This is a genomic window from Streptomyces sp. NRRL S-337 (assembly GCF_000720175.1).
Taxonomy (GTDB): Bacteria; Actinomycetota; Actinomycetes; order Streptomycetales; family Streptomycetaceae; genus Streptomyces; species Streptomyces siderophoricus.
Map to the genome: position 1 here is coordinate 1 of NZ_JOIX01000122.1, position 16,074 is coordinate 16,074.

The following is a 16,074-nucleotide window of genomic DNA, read 5'->3' on the forward strand; positions in this document are numbered from 1 at the left end:
GATCTACACTATCCTCTTCGTCGGCAGCGTCAGATGTGTATAAGAGACAGCCCCCCGCGCCCCCGCCCGCGCCCCTTCACTCCCCGGAGAGCCGACCGCCCTTCATTCCTCCGGAGGGAACACCGCCGCCCCGCTGTCCGCCACGGTGAGCGTGATCGCCTCCACGGGGCACCCCTCGGCCGCCGCCAGTACGCGATCGCCGGGCTCCGTCTCCGTCGCCACCGGATGGGACTGCCGCGCGGTGTCCAGCCGGAACCCGTCGGGGGCCGCGCCGACACACATCCCCGACCCGATGCACACGCCCCGGTCGACCTCCACCCGCCACCGTGCCGCCGTCCGCCCCTCCGCGTCCGCCATCACGCACCCGCCGGCAGGTGGATCATCTTGTGCTCCAGATACTCACCGAACCCCTCGGGCCCGAACTCCCGCCCGATCCCGGAGTTCTTGTAGCCGCCGAACGGCCCGAGCATGTCGATGCTGAACGTGTTCACCGAGTACGTCCCGGTCCGCACCCGCCGCGCCACGTCGATGCCGTGCTCGACATCACCGGTCCACACCGAACCGGACAGCCCGTAGTCGGAGTCGTCGGCGATCCGTACCGCCTCGGCCTCGTCCTCGTACGGCAGCAGGCAGATCACCGGTCCGAAGATCTCCTCCCGGGCGATCCGCATGCCGTTGTCGACCTCGCCGAAGAGCGTCGGCTCGACGTACCAGCCGGTGGCCTGCCCCTTCGGACGGGCGCCGCCGGTCAGGACCTTGGCGCCTTCCTTCTGACCGAGCGCGATGTAGTCCAACGAGCGCTGCTGCTGCCGGCGGGCGACCAGCGGGCCGACCTCGGTGGCCGGATCCAGCGGGTCGCCCACGGTGAGCGCGGACGCCGCCGCGGTGAAGCGCTCGGCGATCTCGTCGTAGTGACTGCGCGGCGCGAGGATCCGGGTCTGCGCCACGCACGCCTGCCCGTTGATCATCCACGCGAACGGCACGATGCCGGCCACCGCCGCGCCCAGATCGGCGTCCGGCAGGATCACCGCCGCCGACTTGCCGCCCAGCTCCAGCGTGACGCGGCTGAGGTTCCGGGCCGCGACCTCCATGACCCGCTTGCCCGCCGCCACCGACCCGGTGAACGACACCTTGTCCACGCCGGGATGCCCGACGAGGTACTCGCTCACCTCACGGTCCGCCGGCAGGATCGAGAGCACCCCCTCCGGCAGCCCGGCCGCGGTGGCGATCTCCGCGAGGAGGTACGCGTCCAGCGGGGTCTCCGGCGACACCTTCAGCACCACCGAACACCCGGCCAGCAGCGCCGGCGCGAGCTTGGCGGCGGCGGTGAACTGCGGCACGTTCCACGGCACCACGGCCGCCACCACCCCGACCGGCTCCCGCCGCACCAGGATCGGCCCCAGCACCCCGGCCCGCCGCTCCTCGAACGGGAAGTCCCGGGCCACCGTGAGCGCCGCGTCCCAGGCCAGCACCGCGGCCAGCGACTGCACCATGACGCCCGAGGTGTACGGGGTGCCGTTCTCCGAGCTGATGACCCTGGCGATCTCCTCGCTGCGCGCGGCGAAGGCGTCCTTGATGCGGGTCACCACCTCGATCCGGTCCGCGAGCGGGGCGTTCGCCCACACCCCGGACGCGAAGGACGTGCGGGCCGCGGCCACCGCACGGTCGACATCGGCCCGCGAGGCGTGCGGGACCCGGCCGATGACCTGCTCGGTGTGCGGCGAGACGACCTCGATCGTGTCCCGGCCGTCCGGATCCGCCCACTCACCGCCTATGTAGAGCTTTCCGTGCTCGACGAGGTCGCTCATGGCTGCCGCCTCCCGACGATGGCAATGACCTGCTGTTGACGATGGCGTTACCGCGCACCCTTGCTCCGCGTCCCTGCCTACTGCGCACTTTACTGACGGGTCGTCAGACACTTTGCCGCATCAGGAACTGTTACCAGTTCCAGTGGGAGGAGTCCACGGCGCGGGCCGAATCCGATCCCGGTCAACTCCCCCGATATGGTGGGCACTTACCCCATCACTTGAAACCCGTTCTAGTTATAGTGAGGGCGGTTTCGACGAGAGGGGACCACGATGGGCGCGCAGGTGATCGACCACCAGGGCGGGGTGTGGAGCATCGCCGTTCCCATCCCGGACAATCCGCTCGGCCACACCCTCGTCCACCTCCTGGAGACCGAACGCGGGCCGGTGCTGATCGACACCGGATGGGACGACCCGGACTCCTGGGACACCTTGGCGGCCGGCGTCACCGCCTGCGGCTTCGCCCTCGCCGATCTCCACGGCGTACTGATCACCCACCACCACCCCGACCACCACGGGCTCTCCGCCAAGGTGCGGGAGGCGTCCGGCGCGTGGATCGCGATGCACGCCGCGGACACCGCCGTCGTACGCCGCACCCGCGCGGCCGTACCGGGGCAGTGGCTGGACTACCTGATCGCCAAGCTCGTCACCGCGGGCGCACCGGACGAGCATCTGTCCCGACTGCGGGAGGCACGCGCCAAGAGGAGGAGCGGTCGCCAACCTCCGGGCCGACAGGCGGCGCTACCGGACCGCGACATCGCCCCGGGCGAGCTGCTCGACCTCCCGGGGCGCCGGCTGCGCGCCGTCTGGACGCCGGGCCATACACCGGGCCATGTGTGCCTGCACCTGGAGGAGGAACATCCGGGGGCCGGCACCAATGCCGATGCCGGTGGCGGTGCCGGCACCCGGCAGGGCGGGCACGGTCAAGGGCGCGGCTTCGGGCGGCTGTTCTCCGGTGACCACCTCCTCCCCGGCATCACCCCGCACATCGGCCTGTACGAGGATCCGGACGAGGCCACGGCCACCGACCCCCTGGGCGACTACCTCGACTCCCTCGAACGCGTCGCCCGTCTCGCACCCGCCGAGGTCCTCCCCGCACATCAGCACGCCTTCGCCGATGCCGGTGGACGCGTACGCGAGCTCATCGCTCACCATGAAGAGCGGCTCTCCGGACTGAGGGCACTGCTCCGCGAACCCCTCACCCCTTGGGAACTCGCCGTGCGCATGGAGTGGAACCGCCCGTGGGAACAGATCCCTTACGCGTCGCGGAACATCGCGGTCTCGGAGGCCGAGGCCCATCTGCGCCGCCTGGTGAAGCTGGGGCAGGTGGAGCAGGTGGAGCGAGCGGCGGACGGGGGTCCGGCGCGGTACCAGGCGGTGTAGCCATCCCGGCGGAATTCGGTAGCCCAAGGCAATCATATTCGCTAACCTGGCCACCACCCTGCTCACCGTTCCGCTTCCGCTTCCTCACCTTCGAAAGGCCCCTCATGGGCGAGTTGCGCGGCGTCGCCGCCACCGCACTCGGTGTGGCCCGGATCCGTGCGGCCGAAAGCACCCGCCGGGACCGGCTCTTCGACGACCCCTACGCCGCGGCCTTCGTGGCCGCCGCCCCGCCCCCGCCCGCCGCGGCCACACGGGCGGACGACACGGAGGTGCCCGCCACCCACCGGGAGGCGTTCTACCGCGGGCTGTTCCGGCACATCGTGCTGCGCACCCGTTTCTTCGACGACTACCTGACCGCGGCGGCCGGCGAACACGCCCTCCGCCAGGTGGTGGTGCTCGCCGCCGGCCTCGACTCCCGCGCCTACCGGTTGCCGTGGCCCGACGGCGTACGCCTCTACGAGGTCGACCTGCCGGAGGTGCTGGCCTTCAAGGAGCGGGTGCTGGCCGAGCGGGGCGCCCGGCCGCGGTGTGCGTGTACCGCCGTCGTTGCCGACCTGCGCACGGACTGGACCGCACCGCTGCGGGCCGCCGGTTTCGCGCCGGACGAGCCGACCGCCTGGCTCGTGGAGGGCCTGCTGGTCTATCTGTCGGCGGCGGAGGCCGCCCGGCTGCTGACCACTCTCGGCGAGCAGTCCGCCCCGGGCAGCCGGCTCGCCTTCCCCGGCTCCGGCGACTTCCGCAACAGCCCGATGATGGACGGCGGCCGTGCCCTGCCGTCGATGCGTGAGGTCAGCGCCCTGTGGAAGGGCGGCCTCGACGAGCCGGCCGACGACTGGCTGGGCCGGCACGGCTGGCGGCCGCGCACGTACGCCCGCGAGACGGTCGCGGCGTCGTACGGGCGGGCCTTGGGCGGGCGGGCTGGTAAGGCCGGCGGCGGGGCGGACGGCCGTGGCGCCTTCGTCGTCGCCGTACGCGGCGACCGCGAGACCCCGGCCTCTTAGCACGCCCCGGGGCGCGTCCCGATCGGCCGCGGGGTCCCGGTCGGCGGCGCGTCCGCGGGGCGCACCCCGCCGGGCGGGGCCCCGCCCCGCGCCGGTGTCCCCCGGCCGGGGGCCGGTTAAGGTGTGCGGGACAACGTCATCCGTACCCGATCGGGGGAAGCCGGTGGAAATCCGGCGCTGCCCCTCCCCCAGGCTCTCGGCTTCGCTCGAACCCGGGGGCACCCCCATCCGTGAGGACGGCCGATCGCGCCGCGCGCGGCGATCCGGCCGGCCGAGCCGGAGCACCCGATAGGGCACGGCCAAGGCTCGCGCCACCGGTACCGCCACCTGCGGACGGCCGGTGCGCGGCACCGTCGAGGTATACGGAGCCGAGCCCGGTGCCACCGCGCCCGATCACAGGATCGCTGCGCGGGGGTGGGCCGAGCGCGGCTGCGTGCACCGCCGCGACCCGACCCGAGAGGCACCGACCCGATGGCCCCCATGGTTTCCATGGCTCACCAGGCCCCTACGACGCACCCCGTCGCCTTCCTGGCGCGCCGCGCCGCCACGGCGCTGGCGGCCGCGGTGGTGCTGGGCGCGGCCGCTGCCCCCGCGTTCGCCGACCCGGCGCCCGCCGCCGCCCCGTCCCCGTCCACGCAGAAGCTGCCCGCCGGGCTGTACGGCACCAAGGACCCGCAGTACGACGGCGTCTGGCGGCAGTCGTTGGCGCTGCTGGCGCAACACACGGTGGGCGTGCGGCCCGCGGCCTCGGCGGTGGACTGGCTGGTCGGGCAGCAGTGCGCGGACGGTTCGTACACCGGTTTCCGGGCCGACCCGGCCAAGGCGTGTGACGCCAAGACGATGCGGGACACCAACCAGACGGGCGCCGCGGTGCAGGCGCTGGCCGCGCTCGGCGGGCACGGCAAGACCGTGACGAAGGCCGTGGAGTGGCTGAAGTCGGTGCAGAACGACGACGGTGGCTGGCCGTCGATGCCCGGTTCGCCCAGCGACGCCAACTCCACCTCGGTGGTGATCGGCGCGCTGGCGGCGGCCGGTGAGAAGCCGGAGTCGGTCACGTCGAAGAAGGGCGGCAAGACCCCGTACGACGGGCTGCTCACCTTCCGGCTGGGCTGCGACGCCAAGGAGGAGGGCCGCGGCGCGTTCACCTTCCAGCTCAAGGGCGCGGCACCGAACGCCGATGCCACCGCGGCCGCCGCGACCGGCGCGCTCGGCAAGGGCTTTGTCGTCGCCCCTGCGGACGGTGCCGCCGACGCTCCCGTCAAGCCGCTGACCTGCAAGGGCGGTAAGGAGGACGGCGCCGGTAAGGGCCAGCGGGCGGGGGCCGCGGCGGACCGGGCGCGGGCCGCGGACGGCGGCGCCGCCTACCTCGTCGCTCAGCTCGACAAGAACGGGCAGCATCTGATGTCGGCGATGCCGGGTGCGGAGAAGCAGCCGGATGTCGGCAACACCGCCGACGCCGTGGTGGCACTGGCGGCCGGTGGCCACCGCTCCGCCGCGCAGCGGCCGCTCGCGTGGCTGGAGAAGAACGCCGCCGGCTGGGCCCGGCAGAACGGCCCGGCCGCGTACGCGCAGCTGGTGCTCGCCGCGCACGCCACCGGCACGGACCCGCGCGCGTTCGGCGGCACCGACCTGGTGTCCGCCCTCAACGCCACCGGTCCCAAGCCGGCCGCGGTGTCCGGGAAGTCCACGAAGTCCGGGAAGGACGCGAAGAGCGACGAGGGCAAGGGCGGGGGCATCGGCGTCGTATGGGTCGTCGCCGTCGGCCTGGCCATCGGTGCCGGCATCGGCTTCCTGCTGAGCGGCCGCAAGAACCGCGGCAAGAACGGCCTCTGATGCGCCGGGCACTGACGGCGGTGCTGGTGGCCGGCGCCCTCACCGGTCCGGCCGCCGCCCCCGCCCAGGCGCAGGAGTACCGCTACTGGTCGTTCTGGAACGGCGGCGGCACGGACGGCTCCTGGGCGTACGCCACCCAGGGGCCGGCCACCCTGCGGCCGGCCGACGGCGCGGTCGAGGGCTTCCGCTTCACCGTCGGCGCGGACTCCGCCGCGGCCGGAAAGCCGCGTGCGGCCGCCGACTTCGACGCCGTGTGCGGTGCGACGCCCGCCAAGGAGGGCCGCAAGCGGATCGGCGTCGTCCTCGACTTCGGCACCGCCGCGGACGCCCCGGGCGGCGAGCGGCCGCCCAAGGCGCGCACCGCCTGCGCCCAGGTGCCCGAGGACGCCTCGGCCGGCGAGGCCCTGGCCGCGGTCGCCCGGCCGCTGCGCTACGACTCCAACGCGCTGCTGTGCGGGATCGCCGGCTACCCGGCATCGGGCTGCGCGGACCAGGTGCAGGACAGCGATCGCGGCTCCGGTTCCGGTTCCGGTTCCCGCTCCCCTTCTGCCGACTCCGGTGACGGGAACACCCACGAGGCCGACGACGCTGACGACGCCGGCGGCCCGTCCGCAGGTCTGCTCGGCGGCGGTGCGGCCGTCCTCGTCCTCGGTGCGGCGGCCGTGTGGCAGGCGCGCCGCCGGCGCGGATGAGCGCCCCGCAGGCGACCCGCACCACCGCGCTGCACGCGGGCGCGTGGTGGCTGTGGGCGCTCGGACTGGCCACCGCGGCCTCCCGGACCACCAATCCGCTGCTGCTCGGGCTGCTGGTGGGAGTGGCCGGATATGTCGTCGCGGTGCGGCGTACGGACGCGCCGTGGGCCCGCTCGTACGGCGCGTTCGTGAAGCTGGGGCTGGTGGTGATCGGCATCCGGCTGGTCTTCGCGTTCGTCCTCGGCTCGCCGATCCCGGGTACCCACACGCTCGTCACGCTTCCCGAAGTGCCGCTGCCGGACTGGGCCAAGGGCGTCCGGATCGGTGGCCGGGTCACCGCGGAGGGCATGGTCTTCGCCCTCTACGACGGGCTGAAGCTGGCCACCCTCCTGACGTGCGTCGGCGCCGCCAACGCGCTGGCCAACCCGTCCCGGTTGCTGAAGTCGCTGCCCGGCGCGCTGTACGAGGCGGGCGTCGCCGTGGTCGTGGCGATGACCTTCGCCCCGAACCTGGTCGCCGATGTCCAGCGGCTCCGGGCCGCCCGCCGGCTGCGCGGCCGTCCCGACCGGGGCTTCACGGCGCTGCTCCAGGTCGGACTGCCGGTGCTGGAGGGCGCGTTGGAGCGTTCGGTGGCGCTGGCGGCGGCCATGGACGCCCGCGGTTACGGCCGTAGCGCCCATGTCCCGCGTGCGGTACGGCACACCACCTCCGCCCTCACCCTCGGTGGTCTGCTCGGCGTCTGCGCGGGCACGTACGGCCTGCTCGGTGACACCGGGGCCGGCTACGGGCTGCCCCTCCTCCTGGCCGGGCTGGCGGCGGCGCTGGCCGGTCTGTGGCTGGGCGGCCGCCGCTCCGTGCGCACCCGCTATCGCCCCGAACGGTGGGGCCCGCGCGCCTGCTTGGTGGCGGCCTCCGGCATCGCCGTCGCCGGGCTGACGATCTGGGCCGGCGGCTACGCCCCCGTCGCCCTCCACCCGCCCGCCTACCCGCTCACCGCCCCGGTCCTGCCGCTCTGGCCCGCCGCCGCCCTCCTCGTCGGCCTCCTCCCCGCCGTCGTGGCCCCGGCCCCGGCCACCGCCACGGGCCCCGCCTCAGCCCCGGCCACCACCAGGGCCGCCAGAACCGCCCAGACCGCCCAGAAGGAGCCCAGCCAGTGATCCGGTTCGAGCAGGTATCGGTCACCTACGGGGACGCCGCCACGCCTGCCGTCCAGGGCGTGGACCTGACCGTCCCGGAGGGCGAGCTGTGCCTCCTGGTCGGTCCGTCCGGTGTCGGCAAGTCGACGGTGCTGAACGCCGTCTGCGGGCTGGTCCCGCATTTCACCGGGGGGACGCTGCACGGGCGGGTCACCGTCGACGGCCGGGACACCCGCACCCACAAGCCGCGCGAACTGGCCGATGTGGTCGGGACGGTGGGCCAGGACCCGCTGGCGCATTTCGTCACCGACACCGTCGAGGACGAGCTCGCCTACGGGATGGAGTCGCTGGGCCTCGCTCCGGACGTGATGCGCCGCCGGGTCGAGGAGACCCTCGACCTGCTGGGCCTGGCCGAGCTGCGGGACCGGGCCCCGGCCACCCTCTCGGGCGGTCAGATGCAGCGGGTGGCGATCGGTTCGGTGCTCACCACCCACCCCCAGGTCCTGGTCCTGGACGAGCCGACCTCGGCCCTGGACCCGGCCGCCGCCGAAGAGGTGCTCTCCGTCCTCCAGCGTCTGGTGCACGATCTGGGGACCACGGTCCTGCTGGCCGAACACCGGCTGGAGCGCGTGATCCAGTACGCCGACCAGGTCATTCTCCTTCCCGCTCCCGGTGCACCGCCGGTCATGGGCGCACCGGCCGACGTCATGGCGGTCTCCCCGGTCCATCCCCCGGTGGTGGCCCTGGGCAAGCTCGCCGGCTGGTCCCCGCTCCCGCTGTCCGTACGGGACGCCCGCCGCAAGGCCGCCCCACTGCGGGCGCGGCTGGAAACCGTCACACCACCACGGCCGGTCGACGCCGCGGCAGACCCGGGGGCCGCGCCGGTCGCGGAGGTCACGGGACTCGGCGTGCGCCGGGGGCGGATCGAGGCGCTGCACCGGGTGGAGCTGTCCGTGCGGCGCGGCGAGACCGTCGCCCTGATGGGGCGGAACGGCGCGGGGAAGTCCACGCTGCTCGGCACCCTCGTCGGGATGCACCAGCCGTCGTCCGGCGCCGTGCGCGTGGGTGGGGTGGTGCCGCACCGGACCGGTCCGCGGGAGCTGCTGCGGCAGGTCGGCCTGGTGCCGCAGGAACCCCGTGACCTCCTCTACGCGGACACCGTCGCCGCCGAGTGCGCCGCGGCCGACCGGGACGCGGCCGCGCCCGCCGGCAGCTGCCGGGCGCTGGTGGCACGGTTGCTGCCCGGTGTGCCGGACTCGGTGCACCCGCGGGACCTGTCGGAGGGCCAGCGGCTCGCGCTCGCCCTCGCGGTCGTGCTGACCGCCCGGCCTCCCCTGCTCCTGCTCGACGAGCCCACCCGCGGCCTGGACTACGCCGCCAAGGCCCGCCTGGTCGAGGTGCTGCGGGGTCTCGCGGCCGAGGGCCACGCCATCGTCCTGGCCACCCATGACGTGGAGCTGGCCGCCGAGTTGGCGCACCGGGTGGTGATCCTCGCGGACGGTGAGGTGGTCGCCGACGGCCCCACCGACGAGGTGGTCGTCTCGTCGCCGTCGTTCGCCCCGCAGGTCGCCAAGGTGCTCGCACCGCTGCCGTGGCTGACCGTTCCGCAGGTGGCCGGTGCGCTGGAGGGCGCCGTATGACGGCCGGCCGTCAGGCCCGTGCGGTACGGCTCGGGCCCCGCTCCGTCGCCGCGCTGGTCCTGGTGTCGGCGATCGGCGTAATGGCGTTCGGCTGGCCGCTGCTGGCCGACTCGGCGTCCGGGCTCGCCCATTCCAAGGACGCGCCGTGGCTGTTCGCCGCGCTGCTGCCGATGCTGCTCGCCGTGGTGATGGCGACCATCGCAGACAGCGGGCTCGACGCGAAGGCGATCGCCATGCTGGGTGTGCTGGCGGCGGCCGGGGCCGCGCTGCGTCCGCTGGGCGCGGGGACCGCCGGAGTCGAGCCGATGTTCTTCCTGATGGTGCTGGCGGGCCGGGTGCTCGGGCCCGGTTTCGGCTTCGTGCTGGGAGCCGTGGCGATGTTCGCCTCGGCGCTGCTGACCGGCGGCGTCGGCCCCTGGATGCCCTTTCAGATGCTGACGATGGGCTGGGTGTCGATGGGTGCCGGTCTGCTGCCGGGGGCCGACCGGCTGCGCGGACGCCGTGAGCTGGCACTGCTCGCCGCCTACGGTGCCGTCTCCGCGGTCCTCTACGGTCTGATCATGAACCTCCAGGGCTGGCCGTACCTCGCGGGCATGGCCTCGGGCGTCTCCTTCGTGCCGGGCGACCCGCTGGACCAGAACCTCGCCCGCTACGTCGCGTACTGCCTGGCCACCTCCCTGGGCTGGGACCTTCCCCGCGCCCTGGTCACCGTGGTCCTCACGGGCACGCTGGGCGGGCCCGTCCTGAAGGCCCTGCGCCGGGCCACCCGCCGCGCCGCCTTCGACGCCCCGGTGTCCTTCGAGGAGTCCCGCCCGCCTACAGCCGCTGGATGATCGTCGCCGTCGCCAGCGCTCCGCCCGCGCACATGGTGATCAGCGCGAACTCCTTGTCCGCGCGTTCCAGTTCGTGCAGCGCGGTGGTGATGAGCCGGGCGCCGGTGGCGCCGACGGGGTGCCCGAGGGCGATGGCGCCGCCGTTCACATTGACCTTCGCCAGGTCCTGGTCGAAGACCTGGGCCCAGGAGAGCACGACGGAGGCGAAGGCCTCGTTGATCTCGACGAGGTCGATGTCCTTGAGGGACATCCCGGCCTTGCCGAGCACCGCCCGGGTGGCGTCGATCGGGCCGTCGAGGTGGAAGTGCGGGTCGGAGCCGACCAGGGCCTGGGCGACGATGCGGGCGCGCGGCCGGAGCTTGAGGGCGCGGGCCATCCGCTTGGAGGCCCACATGATGGCGGCGGCCCCGTCGGAGATCTGTGAGGAGTTGCCGGCCGTGTGGACGGCGGTCGGCATGACGGGCTTGAGGCGGGCCAGCGCCTCCATGCTGGTGTCGCGCAGGCCCTCGTCGTGGTCGACCAGCCGCCACATGCCCTGCCCTGCGGCCTGCTCGTCCTCGGTGGTGGGGACCTGGACGGCGAACGTCTCGCGTTTGAAGCGTTCCTCGGCCCAGGCGGTGGCCGCGCGTTCCTGGGAGATCAGTCCGAGGGAGTCGACGTTCTCACGGGTGAGTCCCCGGTTGCGGGCGATGCGTTCGGCCGCCTCGAACTGGTTGGGCAGATCGACGTTCCACTCGTCGGGCCAGGGCTTGCCGGGACCGTGCTTGGAGCCGCTGCCGAGCGGTACCCGGGACATCGCCTCGACGCCGCAGCCGATGCCGACGTCGATCACTCCGCCGGCGATCATGTTGGCGACCATGTGGTTGGCCTGCTGGGACGAGCCGCACTGGCAGTCCACGGTGGTCGCGGCGGTCTCGTAGGGCAGGCCCATGGTCAGCCAGGCGTTGCGGGCCGGGTTCATCGACTGTTCGCCGGCGTGGGTGACGGTGCCGCCGACGATCTGTTCGACGCAGTCGGGCTGGATGCCCGTACGGGCGAGCAGTTCGCGGTAGGTCTCCCCCAGGAGATAGGCGGGGTGGAGGTTGGCGAGCGCACCCTGGCGCTTGCCGATCGGGGTGCGTACTGCTTCGACGATGACGGGTTCCGCGGCCATGACTGACTCGTCCTCTCCTCGCGTCCGCGGGCGTCCGGGCACCCACGGAACAGAACTAGTACGCGTTCTAGTTCTGCGAACAGTCTCGTGAGCCGCCACCCGGGGCGCAAGGGGCATGCAACCCCCTTGTCCGGAACGGGAATCGCCGAGACCCTTGCCACTTGGAGGACTCGTCACTACCTTCACCGCGACCCCGCACCTGACGTCCCGTCAGATACTCGATGGCCCACGGATCAGGAGTCGCCGATGCCATGCCCAGCGCTGCCCGAGGGGTTCGACTTCACGGATCCCGACGTCTACCGGTCCCGCGTCCCGCTCCCCGAGTTCGCGCTGCTGCGGCGGACCGCGCCCGTGTGGTGGAACGCCCAGCCGCACGGCATCGCCGGCTTCGACGACGACGGCTACTGGGTCGTCACCCGCCATCAGGACGTCAAGGAGGTCTCCACCAAACCGGAGGTCTTCTCCGCGAACCTCAACACCTCGATCATCCGGTTCAACGCCGCGATGACCCGGGAGCAGATCGACGTCCAGAAACTGATCATGCTGAACATGGACCCGCCCGAGCACACCAGGGTCCGCCAGATAGTGCAGCGCGGATTCACCCCGCGCTCCATACGGGCGCTGGAGGACGCGCTGCGCCAGCGGGCCGGCCACATCGTCACCCAGGCCCGGGCGAACGGCTCGGGGGACTTCGTCACCGACGTCGCCTGCGAGCTGCCCCTCCAGGCCATCGCCGAACTCATCGGCATCCCCCAGGACGACCGGGCCCGCATCTTCGACTGGTCCAACAAGATGGTGGCCTACGACGATCCCGAACTGGCCATCACCGAAGAGGTCGGCAGCAATGCGGCGATGGAGCTCATCTCGTACGCGATGAACCTCGCCGCGGCCCGCAAGGAATGCCCGGCCAAGGACATCGTCAGCCAGCTGGTGGCGGCGGAGGACGAGGGGAACCTCGGCTCCGACGAGTTCGGCTTCTTCGTGCTGCTGCTGGCGGTGGCCGGCAACGAGACCACCCGTAACGCCATCACGCACGGCATGCACGCCTTCCTCACCCACCCCGGCCAGTGGGAGCTCTACAAGCGCGAGCGCCCCGCGACCGCGGCCGAGGAGATCGTGCGCTGGGCCACCCCGGTGGTGTCCTTCCAGCGCACCGCCACCCAGGACACCGAACTGGGCGGCGCACACATCAAGAAGGGCCAGCGGGTCGGGATCTTCTACTCGTCCGCCAACAACGACCCCGAGGTCTTCGACCACCCCGAGGTCTTCGACATCACCCGCGACCCCAACCCCCACCTGGGCTTCGGGGGCGGCGGACCGCACTTCTGCCTCGGCAAGTCGCTGGCCGTACTGGAGATCAACCTGATCTTCCAGGCCATCGCGGACGCCATGCCGGACATCTCGCTGGCGGGCGATCCGCGGCGGCTGCGCTCGGCCTGGCTCAACGGCGTGAAGGAACTCCAGGTGCACTACGGCTGAGTCGACGCATCGACGCGGCGCCCGGTGGTCGGCAGGGACCACCGGGCGCCGCCATATGTCCGAAAACGGTTTGCCGCTCAACCTTGCCAGCCGTCAGGTGCAGACTTACATTCGAACTCGCCAGTAAGTAACCGCGGGTAACCCGGACTTCCCCCTCACGAGCCGCGCCCGGTTCCCCTGCGCACCTCCACGCAACGCTCCCCCCACATGTCACGACAGCGCGCTCCACCGCTCTGACGAAGGGGACCCACACCATGCAGGACGCACACGGCAGACCTGGCACGGGACGCACCAGCTGGCGCAAGTTCGCCGTGCTGGCCGTCCCGGCCCTCGCCGGCACCGCGGCCCTGGGCATCGCCCTGGCCAACGGGGCGCTGGCCGCATCGTTCGCCGTATCGGGACAGCAGTTCAAGGTGTCCGCCGACAGCCTCAAGGGCGACGGATTCGCCCAGTACGGCAGTGTGGACGCGAACGCCAGGGGAGATCTCCTGCCGGTCGCGGTCACCGCCATCAAGACGGCCCAGCTCCACCACCTCTGCCAGTCGGTGGTCACCCACCTGCCCGTGATCGGTGACATCTCGCTCAACCTCAGTGCCGGTACGGGCAGTACCCCCGTCGAGGCCAGCAATCTGTTCGTGGACGCCACTCAGCTCTCCGGCAACGCGTCCTTCCACGCCATCGAGATCGGCCGGGACGCCTCCACGCTGGACAAGGGGCCGGACAGCGCGCAGGGCATGCAGGACCTGTTCGCCCAGCAGGCCGATGACGTCAGCATCACCCAGCTCCGGCAGACCGCCTGGGCGACCAATGCCGGCACCTTCAAGCTGACCGGCCTGCACATGAAGATCTCCAAGGGCACCAAGGAATGCTTCTGACCTGGCGGCGCTGGCGGACGGGACGGCCCTTCTGGGGCGGTCTGGCGGCCGTCGTCGCCGGCGCCGAGATCTGCGCCATCCCTCTGGCGCCCCTGGAGATCATGCTGCACCAGGGCATCGCCGGTATCCCGTCCGTCCTGATGGGGCTGGTGATGATCCTGATGGGCCTCTCGGCGTGGTTCGCACCGCACTACCGGGGGCTCGCGGGGGTGCTCACCGTCCTGTGTGCGGCGGCCGCACTGGTGATGTCCAACCTGGGCGGCTTCCTGATCGGCACGGTCGTCGGGATCCTCGGCGGCTCGATGATCTTCGCCTGGCAGCCGACCGAGGCGACGGAACCACCGTCTCCGTGATCAACTCCCGACTCCCGTGCGGCACCCCCCTGTGCACCCCCTGGCACCCCTCCGGAACTCCTCTGGAACCCCCTCTGGAAGGAACCCCACCATGACGCATGCTCAGGACCCCATGTCCGCCCGGCCCCGGGCCCGTGCCTCCCGTACCTTCCGTACGTCCCGTAGGCGGGCGCTGGTCGTCGCCGGTGCCGGGATCGCTGCGGCGGTCGGACTGGCGGCGGGGGTGACCGGTCCGGCGATGGCGCAGCCGGCCGGAACCGCCGCCGCCACGACCGTGACGCCCGCCGGCCACGCCTTCACGGCCACCCTCAGCGGCAAGGCCACCTTCACCGCTGGATCGGTGACCGTGACCTGCACGACCTCGACGTCCAGCGGCCAGGTCCCGGCCGCGCCCGGCAACCACAACGACGCCGGGCCGGTGAGCAGTTCGACCACCCCCGCGACGTACGGCTCCTGTACGACGAGCATGCCCGGGGTGAGCGCGACCGTCACCACCACCGGCGCCTGGGGCGTGGCCATGCAGAACGGGACACCGGTGACCGCCGGGCTGACCATCCCCTCGGGTGGGTTCGTGCTCAGGACCAGCGGTCTGGCGTCCTGCACGGTGACCGCGGCGCCCACCACCGCGGCCACCGTCAACGGCACCTGGACCAACGGGGCGCCGTCCACCCTGGCCTTCAGCAACGCGTCGGTGCCGGTGAAGGTGGTGGGCGGGTTCGGCTGCCCGACCAGTGCGACCAGTTCGACGTTCAACGCCACCTATCAGGTGCGCGACACCACCGATCCGGCGTCCCAGATCACCGTCACCGGGTGAGGCCGGCGGCCGCCACCGTCACCAGGGCCACCAGCACCGTCGTGGCGCTCACGCACGCGGTGACCAGCCGTCGCCTGAGGACCCGGTAGACGCCCTCGTATTCGGTCCGCAGACTCGCGCTGCGGACCGCAATACGGTGCAGATAGGCCCGCGAGGTCTCGTACTGGTCCTGGCAGTAGCGGGCCGCCACTTCCTGCCGCTGGGTGTCGGTGAGCCAGGGAAGGGCCGCGCAGAAGGCCTCCGCACGGGTGCGGGCGCGGTCCTTCTCCGCCTCCTGGAGCAGAAAGCCCTCGATTTCGTTGACGGCCCGGTCCAGGTCCCGTTCGCCGTTCCAGGTCCTTTCCTCACCGGTGCGGATGCGCTCGCTCATGCCCGGGCCTCGATTCCGCTACCGGACCGGTCCTCGGTATCCGTCGCGGCGGTGAGTTCCCGGGCGATCTCCGGGTGGTGCAGATCGAATGCCGGGGATTCGGAGCGGATGCGGGGCAGCGACCGGAAGTTGTGGCGCGGCGGCGGGCAGGACGTGGCCCATTCCAGCGAACGGCCGTAGCCCCACGGGTCGTCGGCCTCGACCTTCTCGCCGTATTTCGCGGTCTTCCAGACGTTGTAGAGGAACGGCAGGATCGACAGACCGAGGAGGAAGGAGAAGATGCTGGAGACGGTGTTGAGGGTGGTGAATCCGTCGGCCGCGAGATAGTCCGGAATACGGCGCAGCATGCCTTCCGCGCCGAGCCAGTGCTGGACGAGGAACGTGCCGTGGAAGCCGATGAACAGCGTCCAGAACGTGATCTTGCCCAGGCGCTCGTCCAGCATCTTGCCGGTGAACTTCGGCCACCAGAAGTGGAAGCCGGAGAACATCGCGAAGACGACCGTTCCGAAGACCACGTAGTGGAAGTGCGCCACGACGAAGTACGAGTCGGAGATGTGGAAGTCCATCGGCGGCGAGGCCAGGATGACACCGGTCAGACCACCGAAGGCGAAGGTGATCAGGAAGCCGACCGCCCAGAGCATCGGCGTCTCGAAGGACAGCGAGCCCTTCCACATCGTGCCGATCCAGTTGAAGAACTTCACACCGGT

Annotated in this window: 16 protein-coding genes; 11 read left to right on the forward strand and 5 right to left on the reverse strand. The window is 72.2% G+C overall.

Features of this window, described 5'->3' with window-relative positions; all coding sequences use genetic code 11:
• Positions 1 to 102: 102 nt before the first annotated feature.
• A complete protein-coding gene (locus tag IG62_RS0139390) occupies positions 103 to 357 on the reverse strand; it encodes a ferredoxin (RefSeq protein ID WP_030815554.1) in 255 nt (84 codons plus the stop codon).
• On the reverse strand, positions 357 to 1,808 hold the full coding sequence (locus IG62_RS0139395) for an aldehyde dehydrogenase (RefSeq protein WP_030815556.1): 1,452 nt from the start codon (positions 1,806 to 1,808) through the stop codon (positions 357 to 359). Before IG62_RS0139395 ends, IG62_RS0139390 begins: the two co-directional genes overlap by 1 nt.
• A gap of 270 nt (positions 1,809 to 2,078) precedes the next feature.
• Between IG62_RS0139395 and IG62_RS0139400 the strand changes: the two genes are divergently transcribed.
• The 7 genes from IG62_RS0139400 (at position 2,079) to IG62_RS0139430 (ending at position 10,323) form a co-directional block, all read left to right on the forward strand.
• Positions 2,079 to 3,188 (forward strand): MBL fold metallo-hydrolase, encoded by a 1,110-nt coding sequence (locus tag IG62_RS0139400; protein WP_037840418.1) that lies wholly within the window; start codon positions 2,079 to 2,081, stop codon positions 3,186 to 3,188.
• A 104-nt stretch (positions 3,189 to 3,292) separates the two neighbouring features.
• Positions 3,293 to 4,189: an SAM-dependent methyltransferase gene (locus IG62_RS0139405; RefSeq protein WP_063755433.1), complete on the forward strand. Its 897-nt coding sequence runs from the start codon at positions 3,293 to 3,295 to the stop codon at positions 4,187 to 4,189.
• A 471-nt stretch (positions 4,190 to 4,660) separates the two neighbouring features.
• The gene (locus tag IG62_RS0139410) at positions 4,661 to 6,022 is read left to right on the forward strand and encodes a prenyltransferase/squalene oxidase repeat-containing protein (protein WP_030815563.1); all 1,362 of its coding nucleotides are present in this window, start codon (positions 4,661 to 4,663) and stop codon (positions 6,020 to 6,022) included.
• Positions 6,022 to 6,714: an SCO2322 family protein gene (locus tag IG62_RS0139415; protein ID WP_030815566.1), complete on the forward strand. Its 693-nt coding sequence runs from the start codon at positions 6,022 to 6,024 to the stop codon at positions 6,712 to 6,714. Before IG62_RS0139410 ends, IG62_RS0139415 begins: the two co-directional genes overlap by 1 nt.
• On the forward strand, positions 6,711 to 7,871 hold the full coding sequence (locus tag IG62_RS0139420) for a CbiQ family ECF transporter T component (protein ID WP_078872511.1): 1,161 nt from the start codon (positions 6,711 to 6,713) through the stop codon (positions 7,869 to 7,871). The genes IG62_RS0139415 and IG62_RS0139420 overlap by 4 nt, the downstream gene beginning before the upstream one ends.
• Complete coding sequence (locus IG62_RS0139425) at positions 7,868 to 9,490, forward strand: ABC transporter ATP-binding protein (protein ID WP_030815572.1); 1,623 nt, start codon at positions 7,868 to 7,870, stop codon at positions 9,488 to 9,490. The genes IG62_RS0139420 and IG62_RS0139425 overlap by 4 nt, the downstream gene beginning before the upstream one ends.
• Positions 9,487 to 10,323, forward strand: coding sequence for an ECF transporter S component (locus IG62_RS0139430; protein WP_030815575.1), 837 nt, complete (start codon positions 9,487 to 9,489; stop codon positions 10,321 to 10,323). The genes IG62_RS0139425 and IG62_RS0139430 overlap by 4 nt, the downstream gene beginning before the upstream one ends.
• Here IG62_RS0139430 and IG62_RS0139435 read toward each other — a convergent pair.
• Positions 10,307 to 11,476: a steroid 3-ketoacyl-CoA thiolase gene (locus tag IG62_RS0139435; RefSeq protein WP_030815578.1), complete on the reverse strand. Its 1,170-nt coding sequence runs from the start codon at positions 11,474 to 11,476 to the stop codon at positions 10,307 to 10,309. The genes IG62_RS0139430 and IG62_RS0139435 overlap by 17 nt on opposite strands.
• A 246-nt stretch (positions 11,477 to 11,722) precedes the next feature.
• Between IG62_RS0139435 and IG62_RS0139440 the strand changes: the two genes are divergently transcribed.
• The 4 genes from IG62_RS0139440 (at position 11,723) to IG62_RS0139455 (ending at position 14,997) form a co-directional block, all read left to right on the forward strand.
• Complete coding sequence (locus IG62_RS0139440; RefSeq protein WP_030815580.1) at positions 11,723 to 12,955, forward strand: cytochrome P450; 1,233 nt, start codon at positions 11,723 to 11,725, stop codon at positions 12,953 to 12,955.
• A gap of 254 nt (positions 12,956 to 13,209) precedes the next feature.
• Positions 13,210 to 13,830 carry a DUF6230 family protein gene (locus IG62_RS0139445; protein WP_030815584.1) on the forward strand — a complete coding sequence of 207 codons (621 nt, stop codon included), beginning with the start codon at positions 13,210 to 13,212 and terminating at the stop codon, positions 13,828 to 13,830.
• The gene (locus IG62_RS0139450) at positions 13,821 to 14,183 is read left to right on the forward strand and encodes a DUF6114 domain-containing protein (RefSeq protein WP_030815587.1); all 363 of its coding nucleotides are present in this window, start codon (positions 13,821 to 13,823) and stop codon (positions 14,181 to 14,183) included. The genes IG62_RS0139445 and IG62_RS0139450 overlap by 10 nt, the downstream gene beginning before the upstream one ends.
• 91 nt (positions 14,184 to 14,274) lie before the next feature.
• Positions 14,275 to 14,997, forward strand: a complete 723-nt coding sequence (locus tag IG62_RS0139455; protein ID WP_234326928.1) for a hypothetical protein — start codon at positions 14,275 to 14,277, stop codon at positions 14,995 to 14,997.
• On the opposite strand, the gene IG62_RS0139460 is transcribed toward IG62_RS0139455, so the two are convergent.
• Positions 14,987 to 15,367, reverse strand: coding sequence for a hypothetical protein (locus tag IG62_RS0139460; RefSeq protein WP_051799195.1), 381 nt, complete (start codon positions 15,365 to 15,367; stop codon positions 14,987 to 14,989). The genes IG62_RS0139455 and IG62_RS0139460 overlap by 11 nt on opposite strands.
• A partial coding sequence (locus IG62_RS0139465) for a cytochrome c oxidase subunit I (protein ID WP_030815597.1) occupies positions 15,364 to 16,074 on the reverse strand: 711 nt, incomplete at its 5' end. The genes IG62_RS0139465 and IG62_RS0139460, both read right to left, overlap by 4 nt.

Bases quoted from the DNA above. Each gene is read 5' to 3' on its own strand.
- IG62_RS0139390 (WP_030815554.1), bottom strand. From the start codon at position 357: ATGGCGGACGCGGAGGGGCGGACGGCGGCACGGTGGCGGGTGGAGGTC.
- IG62_RS0139395 (WP_030815556.1), bottom strand. From the start codon at position 1,808: ATGAGCGACCTCGTCGAGCACGGAAAGCTCTACATAGGCGGTGAGTGG.
- IG62_RS0139400 (WP_037840418.1), top strand. From the start codon at position 2,079: ATGGGCGCGCAGGTGATCGACCACCAGGGCGGGGTGTGGAGCATCGCC.
- IG62_RS0139405 (WP_063755433.1), top strand. From the start codon at position 3,293: ATGGGCGAGTTGCGCGGCGTCGCCGCCACCGCACTCGGTGTGGCCCGG.
- IG62_RS0139410 (WP_030815563.1), top strand. From the start codon at position 4,661: ATGGCCCCCATGGTTTCCATGGCTCACCAGGCCCCTACGACGCACCCC.
- IG62_RS0139415 (WP_030815566.1), top strand. From the start codon at position 6,022: ATGCGCCGGGCACTGACGGCGGTGCTGGTGGCCGGCGCCCTCACCGGT.
- IG62_RS0139420 (WP_078872511.1), top strand. From the start codon at position 6,711: ATGAGCGCCCCGCAGGCGACCCGCACCACCGCGCTGCACGCGGGCGCG.
- IG62_RS0139430 (WP_030815575.1), top strand. From the start codon at position 9,487: ATGACGGCCGGCCGTCAGGCCCGTGCGGTACGGCTCGGGCCCCGCTCC.
- IG62_RS0139435 (WP_030815578.1), bottom strand. From the start codon at position 11,476: ATGGCCGCGGAACCCGTCATCGTCGAAGCAGTACGCACCCCGATCGGC.
- IG62_RS0139440 (WP_030815580.1), top strand. From the start codon at position 11,723: ATGCCATGCCCAGCGCTGCCCGAGGGGTTCGACTTCACGGATCCCGAC.
- IG62_RS0139445 (WP_030815584.1), top strand. From the start codon at position 13,210: ATGCAGGACGCACACGGCAGACCTGGCACGGGACGCACCAGCTGGCGC.
- IG62_RS0139450 (WP_030815587.1), top strand. From the start codon at position 13,821: ATGCTTCTGACCTGGCGGCGCTGGCGGACGGGACGGCCCTTCTGGGGC.
- IG62_RS0139455 (WP_234326928.1), top strand. From the start codon at position 14,275: ATGACGCATGCTCAGGACCCCATGTCCGCCCGGCCCCGGGCCCGTGCC.
- IG62_RS0139460 (WP_051799195.1), bottom strand. From the start codon at position 15,367: ATGAGCGAGCGCATCCGCACCGGTGAGGAAAGGACCTGGAACGGCGAA.